This window comes from Pseudomonas sp. H1_A03, assembly GCF_054685145.1.
Genome location: NZ_CP162829.1, coordinates 1332231 through 1347029, shown reverse-complemented (window position 1 = coordinate 1347029; position 14799 = coordinate 1332231). Strand labels below are relative to the sequence as shown.

Here is a 14799-nt window from a genome sequence, read left to right as displayed (position 1 = left end):
GGTTTTTTATGTCTGGAGCACGAGATTAACCGCGCTTGTAGACGATTTCCTTGGTACCGCCTTCGCAGCTGCCGACCACTTGAGCGTCGGTAGAAGCGCCTTTATCCACCACTTCGAGCGAATAACCTGAAGCGCCCTTGGCGTCGATTTTCGCTGCGATTTCGCTTTTCAGCTCTTCGCATGGCTTGCCCGCCGCCAGGGCTGTACCTGCAATGCTCAACAGACCGACTGCTAACAGAAACTTCTTCATCCGTTACTTCCTTACGCTGATCGAATAGAACGTGCCGACGCTGTCGCATCGGCACCCCAACGTTGTAGCGCAGGTTATGGCAATCGGCCAGTCAGCAAGTTCAACTCACAGGATCAACTGCTGGCAATTCGGAACCCTACCTTGAGCGTGACCTGATAGTGCGCGACCTTGCCATTCTCGATATGGCCGCGGGTTTCAGTCACCTCAAACCATTCCAGGTGCTTGATGCTCTTGTTGGCTTCAGCCACCGCGTTGTTGATGGCGTCTTCGATGCTGGTGGTGGACGAACCCACCAATTCGACTTTCTTGTACGTGTGATGATCAGACATGGCGTTTCTCCTGAGGTCTCTAGTGAGCGTAGCAGTCAATGTTCCTACTGCTTCTGGCGACGATTCGTCCTCGAAAGTTCAGATTTACTGCACTTTTTGAATAGGCCGCAGTCGGTATCTACACACGCCACTCAATCACTTCAGGAGATGTCCACATGGCCAACACTTCTTTACGCAAAGCGTCACTGGAAAGCATGGAAGCCGAGATTTCGAGCCTGCTCAAGTCCCTTGAGAGCCTCAAGGACGATGCGTCCGACGAGTCGCGCAAAACGTTGAAGGCCCTGAAAAGCAATGCCGAGAATGCCCTCAAGCACTCCCGTCATCTGATCAGCGATGCCTACGAAGAAAGCAAAGTCAAAATCCGCGAAACCAGCGTTGCTACCCGTGACTACGCGCAAGAGCACCCATGGACCACAGCCGGCGTTGCTGTCGGCGCACTGGGTCTGCTGGCAGCCTATCTGCTGTGCAAACGTGGTGACTGATTTTTTACCCGCTAATCAGCCTGTCGCAACAGCTCAACCTTGAGCCACTGCGCCAGTTGCCCGGCGCGCCCGTCTGCGGCGCGCTTGGGTAGCCACAACGCCAGGTGCGCCGGGGTTTCACTGAACCCCCACGGCGCCACCAGGCGACCCGCCCGCAAATCCTCTGCTACCAGCGGTTCCGGCGCAATCGCCACACCCAGCCCTGCCACCGCCGCCTCCAGCAAATAATATAAATGCTCAAAACCCTGGCCGTGCTTCAACGCGCCCGGCTTGATGCCGTGTTGCTGCGCCCAGCTGGGCCAGGCTTGCGGCCGCGATGTGGTGTGCAGCAACGCTTCATCGCACAACGCAGCGGCGGGTGCCTCGCGCAACCGCTCGTAACCGGCAAAACGCGGGCTCATCACCGGGCCGATGCGTTCGCTGGCCAGTTCATACACCTGCATATCCGCCGGCCAAGGCGGTTCGGCGAACACCAGCAGCGCATCCAGGCCGGGGCGGCGAGGATCAAGATCACCGTCACCTGCCGACAGGTGCAGGCGCAGATCCGGCAAGTCCGCATTCAAGCGACCCAGGCGCGGGATCAACCAACGCGCCAGCAGGCTGCCTGAACAGCCAAGCACGAAGGGCGCGTCAGCGCTGGCCTGGGTCAGCTCTGCACATGCATCCCTTAATCGCTCAAAGGCTTCGGCGCTGGCATCCCGTAGCCGCACGCCGGAATCTGTGAGTTTAAGGCCGCGCCCATCCTTGACGAACAAGCTGACACCCAGGTGTTCCTCCAACACCTTCAACTGCCGACTGACGGCACCGTGGGTCACGTGTAATTGTTCGGCTGCTTGGCTGACGCTGTTCAGCCGCGCAGTGGCTTCAAACGCGCGAAGGGCATTGAGGGGTGGAAGGTCTCGGCTCATCTGTGAGTTTTCCTGACAGGTTACGGCGATCTTATCGGTTTTCAGCATAGGCCGTCAGGGGTAGAGTGGTCCTCATTGTTTCTCATACCGATTATTTCCTGGAGCGTCCCATGACTCAGTCCCAGACCGATCTACGCAACGGCCCTGACGCCAGCGGCCTGTTTGGCGCGTTCGGCGGCCGTTACGTTGCTGAAACCCTGATGCCGTTGATCCTCGACCTGGCCCGCGAATACGAAGCGGCCAAGATTGATCCGGCATTCAATGAGGAATTGGCCTACTTCCAGCGCGACTACGTCGGGCGCCCGAGCCCACTGTATTTCGCCGAACGCCTGACCGAGTTCTGCGGCGGCGCCAAGATCTACCTCAAGCGCGAAGAGCTGAACCACACCGGCGCGCACAAGATCAACAACTGCATCGGCCAGATCCTCCTGGCGCGGCGCATGGGTAAAAAACGCATCATCGCCGAGACCGGCGCCGGCATGCACGGCGTGGCCACTGCCACCGTAGCCGCGCGTTTTGGCCTGCAATGCGTGATCTACATGGGCACCACCGACATCGAGCGCCAACAGGCCAACGTGTTCCGCATGAAGCTGCTGGGCGCGGAAGTGATCCCGGTGGTGGCCGGCACCGGCACCCTGAAAGACGCAATGAACGAAGCCCTGCGTGATTGGGTGACCAACGTTGAAGACACCTTCTACCTGATCGGCACCGTGGCCGGCCCACACCCGTACCCGGCGATGGTGCGTGACTTCCAGGCCGTGATCGGCAAGGAAACCCGCACCCAACTGCAAGCCCAGGAAGGCCGCCTGCCGGACAGCCTGGTTGCGTGCATCGGCGGTGGTTCCAACGCCATGGGACTGTTCCACCCGTTCCTGGATGACACCAGCGTCGAGATCATCGGCGTTGAAGCGGCCGGCCACGGCATCGAAACCGGCAAGCATGCCGCCAGCCTCAACGGCGGCGTACCGGGCGTGCTGCACGGCAACCGCACCTTCCTGTTGCAGGACGACGACGGCCAGATCATCGACGCCCACTCGATTTCTGCAGGCCTGGACTACCCTGGCATCGGCCCTGAACACGCCTGGTTGCATGATATCGGCCGCGTCCAGTACACCTCGGTGACCGACGATGAAGCCCTCGATGCATTCCACAAATGCTGCCGCCTGGAAGGGATTATTCCTGCACTGGAAAGCGCCCACGCCCTGGCCGAAGTGTTCAAACGCGCACCGACCCTGCCGAAGGATCACTTGATGGTGGTCAACCTGTCCGGCCGTGGCGACAAAGACATGCAGACCGTCATGCACCATATGGACCTTTCTCAACAAGAGCATGCAAAGCAGGAGAAACACTGATGAGCCGCCTGCAAACTCGCTTTGCCCAACTCAAAGAACAAAACCGCGCCGCCCTGGTGACCTTCGTTACCGCCGGCGACCCAGGCTATAACACCTCGCTGGCCATCCTCAAAGGTTTGCCCGCCGCTGGCGCCGACGTGATCGAGCTGGGCATGCCCTTCACCGACCCGATGGCCGACGGCCCGGCGATCCAGTTGGCTAACATCCGTGCGCTGGAAGCCAAGCAGAACCTGGTGAAAACCCTGCAAATGGTCCGCGAGTTCCGCAAGGACAACAATGACACGCCGCTGGTGTTGATGGGCTACTTCAACCCGATCCACAAATACGGTGTGCCGCAGTTCATCGCCGACGCCAAGGAAGCCGGTGTGGATGGCCTGATCGTGGTCGACATGCCGCCTGAGCATAACGGCGAACTGTGCGACCCGGCCCAGGCCGCCGGTATCGACTTTATCCGCCTGACCACGCCGACCACCGATGACGTGCGCCTGCCGACCGTCCTCAACGGCAGCTCCGGCTTTGTGTACTACGTGTCGGTAGCCGGTGTGACCGGTGCTGGCGCCGCTACCCTGGAGCACGTCGAAGAAGCCGTGACTCGCCTGCGTCGGCATACCGACCTGCCGATCAGCATTGGTTTCGGTATCCGCACCCCGGAACAAGCCGCAGCGATCGCGCGCTTGGCGGACGGTGTGGTGGTGGGTTCGGCGCTGATCGATCACATCGCCAATGCCAGCAATGACCAACAAGCCATCGACGGCGTGTTGAGCCTCTGCGCGGCGCTGTCGGAAGGCGTACGTAACGCCCGTAAGTAAAGGCCCCGTAACCAGTAGGTAAAGTTCCTGATACAGAGGAATCAACCCGCTCGGGCACAGCCTAAACAGCAAGACCAAGGGATTTCGAACCTCGTTCGAGATCCCTTTTTTGTGTGTGTGCCCTGAGGAATACCCGATGAAAATGCCCAAATCCGTGATTGCAGGCCTTGGCGTGCTGGTGCTCGGCGCCAGCGCCCTGGTGCAGGCCGCGCCGTACGACCAAGGCGGCCCTGACCGTGGCGGTCCACCAGGCCAGCACGAACAACGTGGCGACGAGCATCGCGGCCCGCAGGACAACCGTCGCGGCGGCCCACCCCAGGATTTCGGCCCGGTGCGGCAGATCATCCACGACAATCACGGCCAGTTCTCCCGTGGCGCACCGCCACCGCCGAATGTGCGCCTGGTGCGTGGCCAGCCGTTGCCGCATGGCTACTACGGCGAACGCCTTGACGGCCGTGCCCTGGCACGCCTGCCGGTGTACCCGGGTTACGAATGGCGCCGCTCCGGGCCGGATGTGGTGCTGATCGCCGTGGGCACGGGCGTCGTTTATGAAATCCTGGATGGCGTGTTGAACTGACCACGCGACAGCTGCATTTCTTCCGCTAGGCTTGGAGGGGAACACACCGTTCCCCTCTTAACCCACTTCATGCCTATTGCCGTCTAACCACCTCTGCAAGCCACGTATTTCTTGCCTCTCGGTCGTTAAGTTATTCGCATCAGAAGTCATCTTTGGCTCCCCGGAGTACAACATGGCATTTGATCTCATCACCGCATCGGACCGCCGCCACTCAACCTTACAAAAAGGCTTCAACCTGCGCTGGCCACTGGGCAATGTGCAGGGTCAATCCGCACCTAATGGCGCCGACCTGATTTACCTTTGTTACACCCCGCAGGACATCATCGCCGCAGCCGCTCAGGCGCTGGCGGTGCCCAATGGCCGGATCACCGTGCGCAGCGGCGGTCATTGCTATGAAGGTTTCGTGTCGAACAAGATGCCCAACAGCATCAATGAGGCACTGTCGATTCTGGATATCAGCCAACTCAACCAAGTGCTGTACGACGCCAACGGGCAGATCCGCTCCGACCTGGTACCCACCTCACCTCATCGCTACAGCTTTCGCCTGGAAGCGGGCGGCCAGAACTGGGACGCCTACGTAGCGCTGTACAAATTGGCTAACAAGAGCCTGCCCGGCGGCTCGTGTTACTCGGTCGGGCTGGGAGGCCATATCTGCGGGGGCGGCTATGGGTTGCTGTCGCGCAAGGATGGTTTGGTGTGCGACTGGTTGAGCGGTGTCGATATGCTCGTGCCAAACGCCCAAGGCGACGGCCTGATACCGGTGCATGTAGCCCGCAATAGCACAGATCAGGACGAGCTGGATCTGTTTGCCGCGTGCTGCGGCGCAGGCGGCGGGCAGTTCGGGATTATCACCAGCTACTACTTCGAAGACTTGCCTGACGCCCCCAATGAAGTGCTGTGGCTGGTGATGGAGTGGGACTGGTCGCTGCTGACCAAGCCAGCGCTCGACAACCTGCTGACGGCTTATCAGGACTGGTTTGCCCGCAACCAAGCCCACCCAGACACCTGGGGCCTGGCGACCAAGTTGGAAATGCGCCATCAGAACACCGGCAATGTCACCCTGGATGTTCATTATGTGGACAAGGATGGCGGGCTGAATGATCGGGCAGCCTTCGATGATTTCGTGACCGCCATGCTCAATGCCATCGGCATTCCCGCCACCGAATGCCTCAGCCAACTACCCACGACCCACCTGCCACGCAGCAACCCGGCAGGGCGCACGATCAACTCACTGTCGACGGCGCTGGCGGCCACACGTCAAATGGATTGGCTGCATTGCCAGCAGACACTCAACGGGTCCGGGCCCAACCAGCGTGGCCGGTATAAGTCGGCTTACCAGACAGGCGTGTTCACCCCAACGGTGCTGCAGGCGATCTGGGACACGCTGACGTGGAATGACTCTGAGAAATTTCTGACTCAAAGCCTGATCCAGATCCAGTCGTTCGGTGGGCAGATCAATGAAGCCAGCGCCGCAGTCCGCCGTGAATCATCAGTCGCGCAGCGCTCGTCGTACTTGAAGTGGCAACCACAGTGCTATTGGCGTGATGAAGAGATCGCGGCGGATCAAGCACATGAGAAGTGGATCCAAGGGTTGTTTTTCGCAGCCTTCGCCAATGACAGTGGCGTTCCGGTCAATGCCCAATTCCAGGGGTGCTACATCAATTACCCGGACCGCGACATGCTGTTTATTGGCGGTGACCCAAGCAAGGGCCTGAACCCGCAGTGGTACAAGATCTTCTTCCCTGACCTCATGATCGAAAGCCGCCTGCGCCGCACCAAACAGCGCTGGGACCCGCTGAATGTGTTCCGCAACGAAATGTCTGTGCCATGACCCAGGGCAGAGGGCGACCGCGAGGTCGCCCTTTTTTTACAACTCGATCCGCTCGACCTTGCCGACCAGCAAGATGTAGGACAGCGCCCCAAGCAACGCCAGCACCGCGATATAGGTAATCGCTGGCGCAAACGAATCACCGCTGGCCAGAAAGCCAATCACGATCGGCGTGGCAATCGCCGACAGGTTGCCGATGAAGTTGAACACACCACCGGTCAAACCCAGCAGCCGTGCAGGCGCGAGAGTCGAGACCAGCGACCAGGTGATCGACGCCAGGCCATTACCAAAGAACGCCACCGCCAGGAACGCAATCACCCACGCGGTCGAGTCCACATAGTTGGCGCCGATGATCGCCGTGGAAATCAGCAAACCGCCAATGATCGGCAGCTTGCGTGCAAAACCCACCGACGCGCCGCGACGAATCAACCAGTCGGAAAAAAGCCCGGAACACAGCACACCGACAAACGCCGCAAGGAACGGCAGCGATGCCAGCAGGCCGGACTTGATGAAGTCCATGCCGCGATACTTCACCAAATAGGTCGGGAACCACGTCAGGAAAAACCACAGTGTGGAGTTGAGGCAGAACTGCCCCAGGTAGATCCCCCAGAGTTTGCGCTTGCTCAACACGATGCCCAGGTCGACCCAACTGAACGGCGCCTTGACGGTTTTTTCCTGCATGTCGACCAGCCCGCCGCCTTCACGGATCAGCTCGATTTCCGCAGCGTTCGCGCCTTTGAAATCCTTGGGCTCGCGGTACACCGCGTACCAGATCACCGCCCACACAATCCCCACGCCACCGGTCGCCACAAACACCATGTGCCAGCCAAACGCATGCTGCAGCCAAGCCAGTACCGGCGTGAGAAATGCCAGCCCGACAAACTGGCCCGAGGTGTAGACGCCAATCGCCGTGGCGCGCTCACGCTCGGGAAACCAGGTGGTGACCACACGGCTGTTGATCGGATAGGCCGGCGCTTCCAGCGCGCCCACCGCCATGCGCAGCACGAACAACGCGATAAAGCTGGCGGCGAAGCCGAGCATTACGGTGGCGATGGACCACAACAGCAGTGCTGCGGTGTAGAGGATGCGCGGTGGCACGCGATCGACCAGCCAGCCACCGGGGATTTGCATGGCGGCGTAAGTCCAGCCGAAGGCGGAGAAGATCAGGCCGACGTGCACCGGGTCGATCCCCAGTTCACTGGTCAGCGCCGGGGCGGCGATCGACAGGTTGCTGCGGTCGAGGTAATTGATCACCACGGTGATGAATAACAGCACCATGATGAAAAAACGCTTTCTGGTAGGCGTGACTAAAGACGCCTGCCCGGTGAAGGATTCAGGGTGCATGAGGGGGTGCCTCTTCTTATGTTTATTGAGGACAAATCTTGCTGAAAGAACCCGGTCAATGTGGGAGCAGGCACGCCAGCGCCCACATTTTGAATGGGTTTCTTCAGAGAACTATCACCACTCGGCAAAGCTGCCGTCGGCATGGCGCCAGATCGGGTTGCGCCAGCGATGGCCGATGGCCGCGCGTTCGATCACGTATTCCTCGTTGATCTCGATACCCAGGCCCGGTCCGTTAGGGATTTTCACGAAGCCTTTGTCGTAATCAAATACACGCGGGTCCTTCACATAGTCGAGCAAGTCGTTGCTCTCGTTGTAGTGAATGCCCAGGCTTTGTTCCTGGATAAACGCGTTGTAGCAAACCGCGTCCAGTTGCAGGCAAGCCGCCAAGGCAATCGGGCCCAGCGGGCAGTGCAGGGCCAGGGCCACGTCGTAGGCTTCGGCCATGTTGGCGATCTTGCGGGTTTCGGTGATGCCGCCGGCGTGGGAGGCGTCCGGCTGGATGATGTCGACGTAGCCTTCGCTGAGCACGCGCTTGAAGTCCCAGCGCGAGAACAGGCGCTCGCCCAGGGCAATCGGGGTGCTGGTCAACGGTGCCAGCTCCTTGAGGGCTTCGTAGTTTTCGCTGAGCACTGGCTCTTCGATAAACATCAGTTTGTACGGGTCCAGTTCTTTCATCAGCACCTTGGCCATGGGCTTGTGCACCCGGCCATGGAAGTCGACGCCAATGCCGACGTTCGGGCCGACCGCATCACGCACGGCGGCGACGTTGGCCAAAGCCAGGTCGACTTTTTCGAAGCTGTCGACGAACTGCAATTCTTCGGTACCGTTCATTTTCACCGCAGTGAAGCCACGGGCCACGGCTTCCTGGGCAGCACGAGCGGTGTCGGCCGGGCGGTCGCCGCCGATCCACGAGTACACGCGAATCTTGTCACGTACCTGGCCACCGAGCAGGTCGCTGACCGACACGCCAAGAGCCTTGCCCTTGATGTCCCACAGCGCCTGGTCGATACCGGCGAGGGCGCTCATGTGCACGGCGCCGCCGCGGTAGAAACCCCCGCGATAGAGCACGGTCCAGATGTCTTCGATGTTGCGTGGGTCTTTGCCGATCAGGTAGTCGGACAGTTCTTCGACGGCAGCCGCCACGGTGTGGGCGCGGCCCTCGACTACGGGCTCACCCCAGCCGGTCACACCCTGGTCGGTCTCGACCTTGAGGAAGCACCAGCGCGGCGGGACGATAAAGGTCGTCAGTTTGGTGATTTTCATCTGTTATCTCTCTTATAGATGCGGCGCCTGTGGGCGCGAAACTTGAATTCAGTTCAGGGCTTTCCAGGCGGCGACATAAGCCTGGGCGCGGCTCGCTACCTGATCCACTGTCATGCCCGGTTTGAACAACCCGGAACCCAGCCCGAAGCCTTTGGCGCCGGCGTCGATAAACACCTGCATGTTGTCCGGGGTGATGCCACCCACCGGCAGCAACAACGTGCCTGCCGGCAATACCGCCAGCCACGCCTTGATCACCGACGGGCCCATTTGCTCGGCCGGAAACAACTTCAACACATCGGCACCTTCGGCCAGTGCGGCGAAGGCTTCGGTGGGCGTTGCTACACCCGGTGAAAGGAACAGGCCCGCTGCTTTGGCGGCGCGCAATACCTTGGCATCGCTGTGGGGCATCACGATCACCTGGCCACCAGCGGCTTTCACCTGCTCGACCTGCTCAGGCAGCAACACCGTACCGGCACCGATCAGGCAATCGGCGGGCAGGCTGTCGCGCAGGGTGCGGATGCTGGTGTAAGGGTCGGGCGAATTCAGCGGGACTTCGATCACCCGAAATCCGGCCTCGTACAGCACCTGGCCAACGGCCTTGGCTTCGTCCGGGCGGATACCGCGCAGGATGGCGATCAAACCGTTTTGCGCGAGTGCTTGCTTGAGCATGTCAGGCCTCCGATACAGGTTGAGTGAGCCCAGCCGCCACTGCCAGTTGCCACAGGCCGCGTTCGCTGGCTTCCTGCGCCAGGCTGACGTGGGCGAAGCCGCAGAGGGCGAGGGCGCGTTGATAGCGGGCGCAGAGTGGCGCGGCACCGACCAGAATGATCGGCGTGTGTTTGGCCTTGCCGGGCAAGCCGGCGAGTTCATGGCCGATGAGCAAACCCGAGAGGTAATCGGGCTGTTCGTCGGGGGCGAGTTCGGCGGTGAGCCCAAGGGTGCGCGCGCTGAACAAGGTGGACAGCACGCCGCGCTGGCCGTCTTTGGAGAGCGCCACTTGCACGCCTCGGTCAAACGCTTCGACTTGGAATATTTCAGACGGTTGCTGGGTACGGCCGAGGATGCTGTGCTTGCTCAGTACTGCAAACAGCTCACCGGTCATGAAGGTGTCGAAGTGAGTGATGCAGCCATCGACCACCTCGACCCACTTGGAATGGCTGCCGGGCAGGCCGATCAATACATCGGCGCCCAACCCTTGCAGCACGCCCAATACTTGGGTTTCTTCGCCGCGCATCACGTTGGGCAAACCGTTTTGCTCGATCACACCGGGCACGATATGCACATCAACCCCGCGCAGGCTGCGCACCTTATGCAGCGCCTGGCCCAAGCGGGCGACGTCGACGGGCGTATTGCGATAAGCCGCTTCGCTCCAACCCTGGGCGCTGCCGACCATACCGCAGGCGATCACCGGGAGGTCGGGTTGCGCCTCAAGCCAATCCCCGCAGGCCGCGTCGAACGCCAACTCAAACCCATCGCTGCAGCGCACGCCGGCGATGTCGCGGGGCTCGCTGCGCAAATGCATGATGCCCCACGCCAGCGAGCGCTGTTCCAGCACTACGCCTGCGGGGCCGAGTTTATAAGCACGAAGGGAACTGGTTCCCCAATCGAGCGCGATCAATTGCGCCTGCATCGCTTCACCTGAGTTCTGAGCGGATGCAGCGAATATAAACCTACGCGCGAGGAAGTCTCAATATATAAATATCAATCCCATATTTAGGGATGGCATTTAAGAAAAAGCTGACAAGTTCAGTTCCCGCATGGCCCCCATCCAGATGGCATAGTCGGTGTGATCTTTCAGGTCATCGCCGGTATCCGGGTGCAGGAACACCACCAGCCCATTGCGATGGATGACCAGCCACGGCAACACCACGCCAATGTATTCGGCGTCGAACGCGAGCTGGCAGCTCCAGTCCGGGTGCGGGCCCACGGGCCGTTCGTGCACACGGCCCATGCGCAGCGGGAAAAGCTTGGCGGCGTCTTCGCACAAGGTGCGCGCCTGCTCAATGGTGCTGGCGTCAAAGTAGATATGGGCGTGATAGCCCTTGATACGTTGCATGACCGACTCCGGATCCAATGTGCGCCAAATCCTAGACCGCAATGGACGGCAGGGCCAGCCCGGTCAGCGACTGCGCGCTGCTGGCCTGCTCGGCCACCAGCCAGTCGACAAACCGCTCCACCAGCTGCCCCCGGCGTTTGCGTTGGGGCTGCACCACGTAATAGCCGAAACGCGAGATGACGGTGTCGCTGAGCGGTCGGCACAGCCAGTTCTGCTCCAACAGGTTATCCACCAGATGGCGCCAACCGATGGCCAGACCCTGGCCGGCAATCGCGGCCTGGATCAGCAGCGTGTAGTTGTCGAAGCGCAGTTGGCCGGGCGTGGGCGCCGTGGCGATGCCCAGTTCGCGAAACACGCCGCTCCAGTCGAACCACTGGCTGTTATTTTCCTGGCGCAGGTGCAGCAAGGGGAAATCGTGCAAATTTTGTACAGTCAGCGGTGTGGCCTGGTCCTTCAGCCACTGCGGGCTGCACACCGGGAACACTTCCTCGTTGAACAACCACAGGCTGTCGCCCTGCTTGAAACGCCCGTCGCCAAACAGCACCGCCACATCGATATCGCTGCGCAGGGTGGCGTGGTTGCGTTCGCTGGTCACCAGGCTCACATCCACCTGGGGGTTGGCTGCGTGAAAGCGATGCAAACGCGGCATCAGCCAATAGGCGGCGAATGCGAAGTCGGTGGCCACTTGCAGCACTTCGTGCTGATCCTGCTCGGTGATCGCACTGAGGCCCGCGTTGATGGCCTGCAAACCGCCCTGCACATGCTCGAACAACAGGGCACCGGCGTCGGTCAGTTCGATACCCCGGTAGATCCGATCAAACAAACGGATCGCCAGTTGCTCTTCCAGGCGCTTGATCTGCTGGCTGATGGCCGGTTGGGTGGTGCCCAGCTCCATCGCGGCGGCGGTAAAGCTGCGGTGGCGCGCTGCGGCTTCGAAGGCGCGCAGCAAATCGAGGGACACGTCACCGAGGGCTTCATACATAAGCTGTGCTTATCCTAGACATTGCTTTTCATGGGCTTTACCCCAATTTCCATGGGCTGCATGCTCATTCGCATAAACACCGCCTATGGAATGCCGAGAACCCATGAAGCGCAAGAACATTCTTTTTATCATGGCCGATCAAATGGCCGCGCCGTTGCTTCCGTTCTACGGTTCTTCGCCTATCAAGCTGCCTAATCTAAGCCGCCTCGCTGCGCAGGGCGTGGTGTTCGACGCGGCGTACTGCAACAGCCCGCTGTGCGCACCGTCGCGTTTCACCCTGGTCAGTGGCCAGTTGCCGAGCAAGATCGGCGCCTACGACAACGCCGCCGATTTCCCCGCCGATGTACCGACCTATGCCCACTACCTGCGTCGCCTCGGCTACCGCACCGCGTTGTCGGGCAAGATGCACTTTTGCGGGCCAGACCAACTGCACGGTTATGAAGAACGCCTGACCAGCGATATTTACCCCGCCGACTACGGTTGGGCGGTGAACTGGGACGAGCCGGACGTACGACCCACTTGGTATCACAACATGTCCTCGGTGCTGCAAGCCGGCCCGTGCGTGCGCACCAACCAGCTGGATTTCGACGAAGAAGTGGTGTTCAAGGCGCAGCAATACCTGTTCGATCACATCCGCGAGGACGGCGACCAGCCGTTCTGCTTGACCGTGTCGATGACTCACCCACACGATCCGTACACGATTCCCAAGCCATTCTGGGACCTGTACGACGACGCCGACATCCCGTTGCCTGCAACACCCGCGCAAGGTGATCTCGACCCGCACTCCCAGCGCCTGCTCAAGGTCTACGACCTGTGGGACAAGCCGCTGCCTCTGGATAAGATCCGTGATGCCCGCCGTGCCTACTTCGGTGCGTGCAGCTACATCGACAACAATGTCGGCAAGCTCCTGCAAACGCTGGAAGACACCGGCCTGGCTGATGACACGATCATCATCTTCTCCGGCGACCACGGCGACATGCTTGGCGAGCGCGGCCTCTGGTACAAAATGCACTGGTTTGAAATGGCCGCCCGCGTGCCGCTGCTGGTCAGTGCGCCGGGGCAATTCGCGCCGGGCCGCGTAACCCAAGCCGTCTCAACCGCCGACCTGCTGCCAACCCTGGTGGAACTGGCCGGCGGCGAGCTTGACCCGCGCCTGCCGCTGGACGGCCGCTCGCTGGTCCCGCACTTGCAAGGGCAGGGCGGGCACGACGAAGTGTTTGGCGAATACATGGCCGAAGGCACTATCAGCCCGCTGATGATGATTCGCCGGGGTGCCTACAAATTCATCTACAGCGAAGACGACCCTTGTCTACTGTTCGATGTACACAACGACCCGCACGAGCGGGAGAACCTCAGCCAGTCACTGGAACACCGGCCACTGTTCGAGGCGTTTTTGAGTGAGGCGCGGGCCAAATGGGACATCCCGACGATCCACCAACAGGTGCTCGCCAGCCAACGCCGCCGCCGCCTGGTGTTTGAAGCACTGACCCAAGGCAAGCTGAAGAGCTGGGATCACCAGCCATGGGTAGACGCCAGTCAGCAGTACATGCGCAACCACATCGACCTCGACGACCTGGAGCGCAAGGCACGTTATCCACAACCCTGCCAAAACCAATAAATAGACTGAGGGAAGGCCATGCAAAAGTTGACTGTAGTGCTGGGTATGTTGGTGTTGAGTAGCGCCAATGTGTACGCGGACGCCAGTTGCGAGACCGTGAAGATGGCTGATCCGGGCTGGAGCGATATCGCCGCCACCAATGCCATCACCGGTTTTTTGCTGACGGGCATGGGCTATAAGGCCAAGGTCGACACCCTCGCGGTGCCAATCACTTTTGGTGGGCTCAAGGACGGCCAGGTGGATGTGTTCCTGGGCAATTGGATGCCGGCGCAGCAGGGCTTTTACGACAAATTCGTGGCCAATGGCGATGTGGTGCAACTGGCGAAAAACCTCGACGGCACCGAGTTCACCCTCGCCGTGCCCGACTACGTATGGGACGCCGGGGTGCATGACTTTGCCGACCTGAACACGTTTGCGGACAAGTTCGACAAGAAAATCTATGGCATCGGCTCCGGTGCGCCGGCGAATATCTCGCTGCAGGAGATCATCAAGAAGAACGACTTCGATCTCGGCCAGTGGAAGCTGGTGGAGTCCAGCGAACAGGCGATGCTTGCCGAAGTCTCGCGGGCCGTTAAGAAGCAGAAATTCGTCACCTTCCTTGGCTGGACGCCACACCCGATGAACGTGCAATTGAAAATGCACTACCTCAAAGGAGGCGAGAAATACTTTGGCGACACTGGCAGCGTGTACACCCTGACCCGCAAGGGTTACGCACAGGCCTGTCCGAACGTAGGCAAATTGCTGACCAACCTGAGTTTTACCCAGGAGATGGAGAACAGCATCATGGCTGAGGTGGCCAACAACAAGGTCAGCAATGCGGATGCGGCGAAAGCGTGGATCAGGGCGAATCCGGCGGTGCTGGATAAATGGCTGGACGGCGTAAAAACCCTGGATGGCAAGGATGCGTTGGCGGCGGTAAAAGCCAAACTCTAAAGCCCAACACCAATCCCTTGTGGAAGCTGGCTTGCCAGCTTCCACAAGATCCGGTGTGTACTGATACC

At 60.3% G+C, this 14799-nt stretch carries 16 protein-coding genes; 7 read left to right on the top strand and 9 right to left on the bottom strand.

The features are described from left to right. Positions 1 to 25 precede the first annotated feature (25 nt). Positions 26 to 250 carry a DUF1161 domain-containing protein gene (locus AB4O35_RS06295; protein WP_049710777.1) on the bottom strand — a complete coding sequence of 75 codons (225 nt, stop codon included), beginning with the start codon at positions 248 to 250 and terminating at the stop codon, positions 26 to 28. A 113-nt stretch (positions 251 to 363) separates the two neighbouring features. Continuing rightward, complete coding sequence (locus AB4O35_RS06290) at positions 364 to 579, bottom strand: dodecin (RefSeq protein ID WP_049710778.1); 216 nt, start codon at positions 577 to 579, stop codon at positions 364 to 366. Positions 580 to 734: 155 nt separating this feature from the next. On the opposite strand from AB4O35_RS06290, the gene AB4O35_RS06285 reads away from it, so the two are divergent. Continuing rightward, the gene (locus AB4O35_RS06285) at positions 735 to 1061 is read left to right on the top strand and encodes an ElaB/YgaM/YqjD family protein (protein WP_032885107.1); all 327 of its coding nucleotides are present in this window, start codon (positions 735 to 737) and stop codon (positions 1059 to 1061) included. 11 nt (positions 1062 to 1072) lie between these two features. Here AB4O35_RS06285 and AB4O35_RS06280 read toward each other — a convergent pair whose 3' ends face one another. Beyond that, on the bottom strand, positions 1073 to 1969 hold the full coding sequence (locus AB4O35_RS06280; RefSeq protein ID WP_065875672.1) for a LysR family transcriptional regulator: 897 nt from the start codon (positions 1967 to 1969) through the stop codon (positions 1073 to 1075). 110 nt (positions 1970 to 2079) lie between these two features. Between AB4O35_RS06280 and trpB the strand changes: the two genes are divergently transcribed. The 4 genes from trpB (at position 2080) to AB4O35_RS06260 (ending at position 6538) form a co-directional block, all read left to right on the top strand. Next, the gene (gene trpB / locus AB4O35_RS06275) at positions 2080 to 3321 is read left to right on the top strand and encodes a tryptophan synthase subunit beta (RefSeq protein ID WP_065875607.1); all 1242 of its coding nucleotides are present in this window, start codon (positions 2080 to 2082) and stop codon (positions 3319 to 3321) included. After that, positions 3321 to 4130: a tryptophan synthase subunit alpha gene (trpA, locus tag AB4O35_RS06270; RefSeq protein WP_065946097.1), complete on the top strand. Its 810-nt coding sequence runs from the start codon at positions 3321 to 3323 to the stop codon at positions 4128 to 4130. The genes trpB and trpA overlap by 1 nt, the downstream gene beginning before the upstream one ends. Before the next feature lie 136 nt (positions 4131 to 4266). Next, positions 4267 to 4707 (top strand): anti-virulence regulator CigR family protein, encoded by a 441-nt coding sequence (locus AB4O35_RS06265; protein ID WP_065946096.1) that lies wholly within the window; start codon positions 4267 to 4269, stop codon positions 4705 to 4707. A 172-nt stretch (positions 4708 to 4879) separates the two neighbouring features. Then, entirely contained in the window at positions 4880 to 6538 is a 1659-nt protein-coding gene (locus AB4O35_RS06260) for a BBE domain-containing protein (protein ID WP_065875604.1), read from the top strand. Between the two features lie 36 nt (positions 6539 to 6574). On the opposite strand, the gene AB4O35_RS06255 is transcribed toward AB4O35_RS06260, so the two are convergent. The 6 genes from AB4O35_RS06255 to AB4O35_RS06230 all read right to left on the bottom strand — a co-directional run bounded on the left by AB4O35_RS06255 (position 6575) and on the right by AB4O35_RS06230 (position 12180). Continuing rightward, positions 6575 to 7879 (bottom strand): MFS transporter, encoded by a 1305-nt coding sequence (locus AB4O35_RS06255; RefSeq protein WP_065875603.1) that lies wholly within the window; start codon positions 7877 to 7879, stop codon positions 6575 to 6577. A 114-nt stretch (positions 7880 to 7993) separates the two neighbouring features. Then, positions 7994 to 9142, bottom strand: a complete 1149-nt coding sequence (dgoD, locus tag AB4O35_RS06250) for a galactonate dehydratase (protein ID WP_012721479.1) — start codon at positions 9140 to 9142, stop codon at positions 7994 to 7996. A 48-nt stretch (positions 9143 to 9190) separates the two neighbouring features. Further along, a complete protein-coding gene (locus AB4O35_RS06245) occupies positions 9191 to 9811 on the bottom strand; it encodes a 2-dehydro-3-deoxy-6-phosphogalactonate aldolase (protein ID WP_065875602.1) in 621 nt (206 codons plus the stop codon). A 1-nt stretch (position 9812) separates the two neighbouring features. Then, a complete protein-coding gene (locus AB4O35_RS06240; protein ID WP_460149570.1) occupies positions 9813 to 10772 on the bottom strand; it encodes a 2-dehydro-3-deoxygalactonokinase in 960 nt (319 codons plus the stop codon). 96 nt (positions 10773 to 10868) lie between these two features. After that, the gene (locus AB4O35_RS06235; protein WP_065875600.1) at positions 10869 to 11198 is read right to left on the bottom strand and encodes a DOPA 4,5-dioxygenase family protein; all 330 of its coding nucleotides are present in this window, start codon (positions 11196 to 11198) and stop codon (positions 10869 to 10871) included. Between the two features lie 31 nt (positions 11199 to 11229). Continuing rightward, positions 11230 to 12180: a choline sulfate utilization transcriptional regulator gene (locus AB4O35_RS06230; RefSeq protein WP_065875599.1), complete on the bottom strand. Its 951-nt coding sequence runs from the start codon at positions 12178 to 12180 to the stop codon at positions 11230 to 11232. Between the two features lie 103 nt (positions 12181 to 12283). On the opposite strand from AB4O35_RS06230, the gene betC reads away from it, so the two are divergent. Both betC and choX read left to right on the top strand, forming a co-directional pair. Next, complete coding sequence (betC, locus tag AB4O35_RS06225) at positions 12284 to 13798, top strand: choline-sulfatase (protein ID WP_065946095.1); 1515 nt, start codon at positions 12284 to 12286, stop codon at positions 13796 to 13798. Positions 13799 to 13816: 18 nt separating this feature from the next. After that, complete coding sequence (gene choX / locus AB4O35_RS06220) at positions 13817 to 14731, top strand: choline ABC transporter substrate-binding protein (RefSeq protein WP_065875597.1); 915 nt, start codon at positions 13817 to 13819, stop codon at positions 14729 to 14731. The last annotated feature ends 68 nt before the right edge of the window (positions 14732 to 14799 follow it).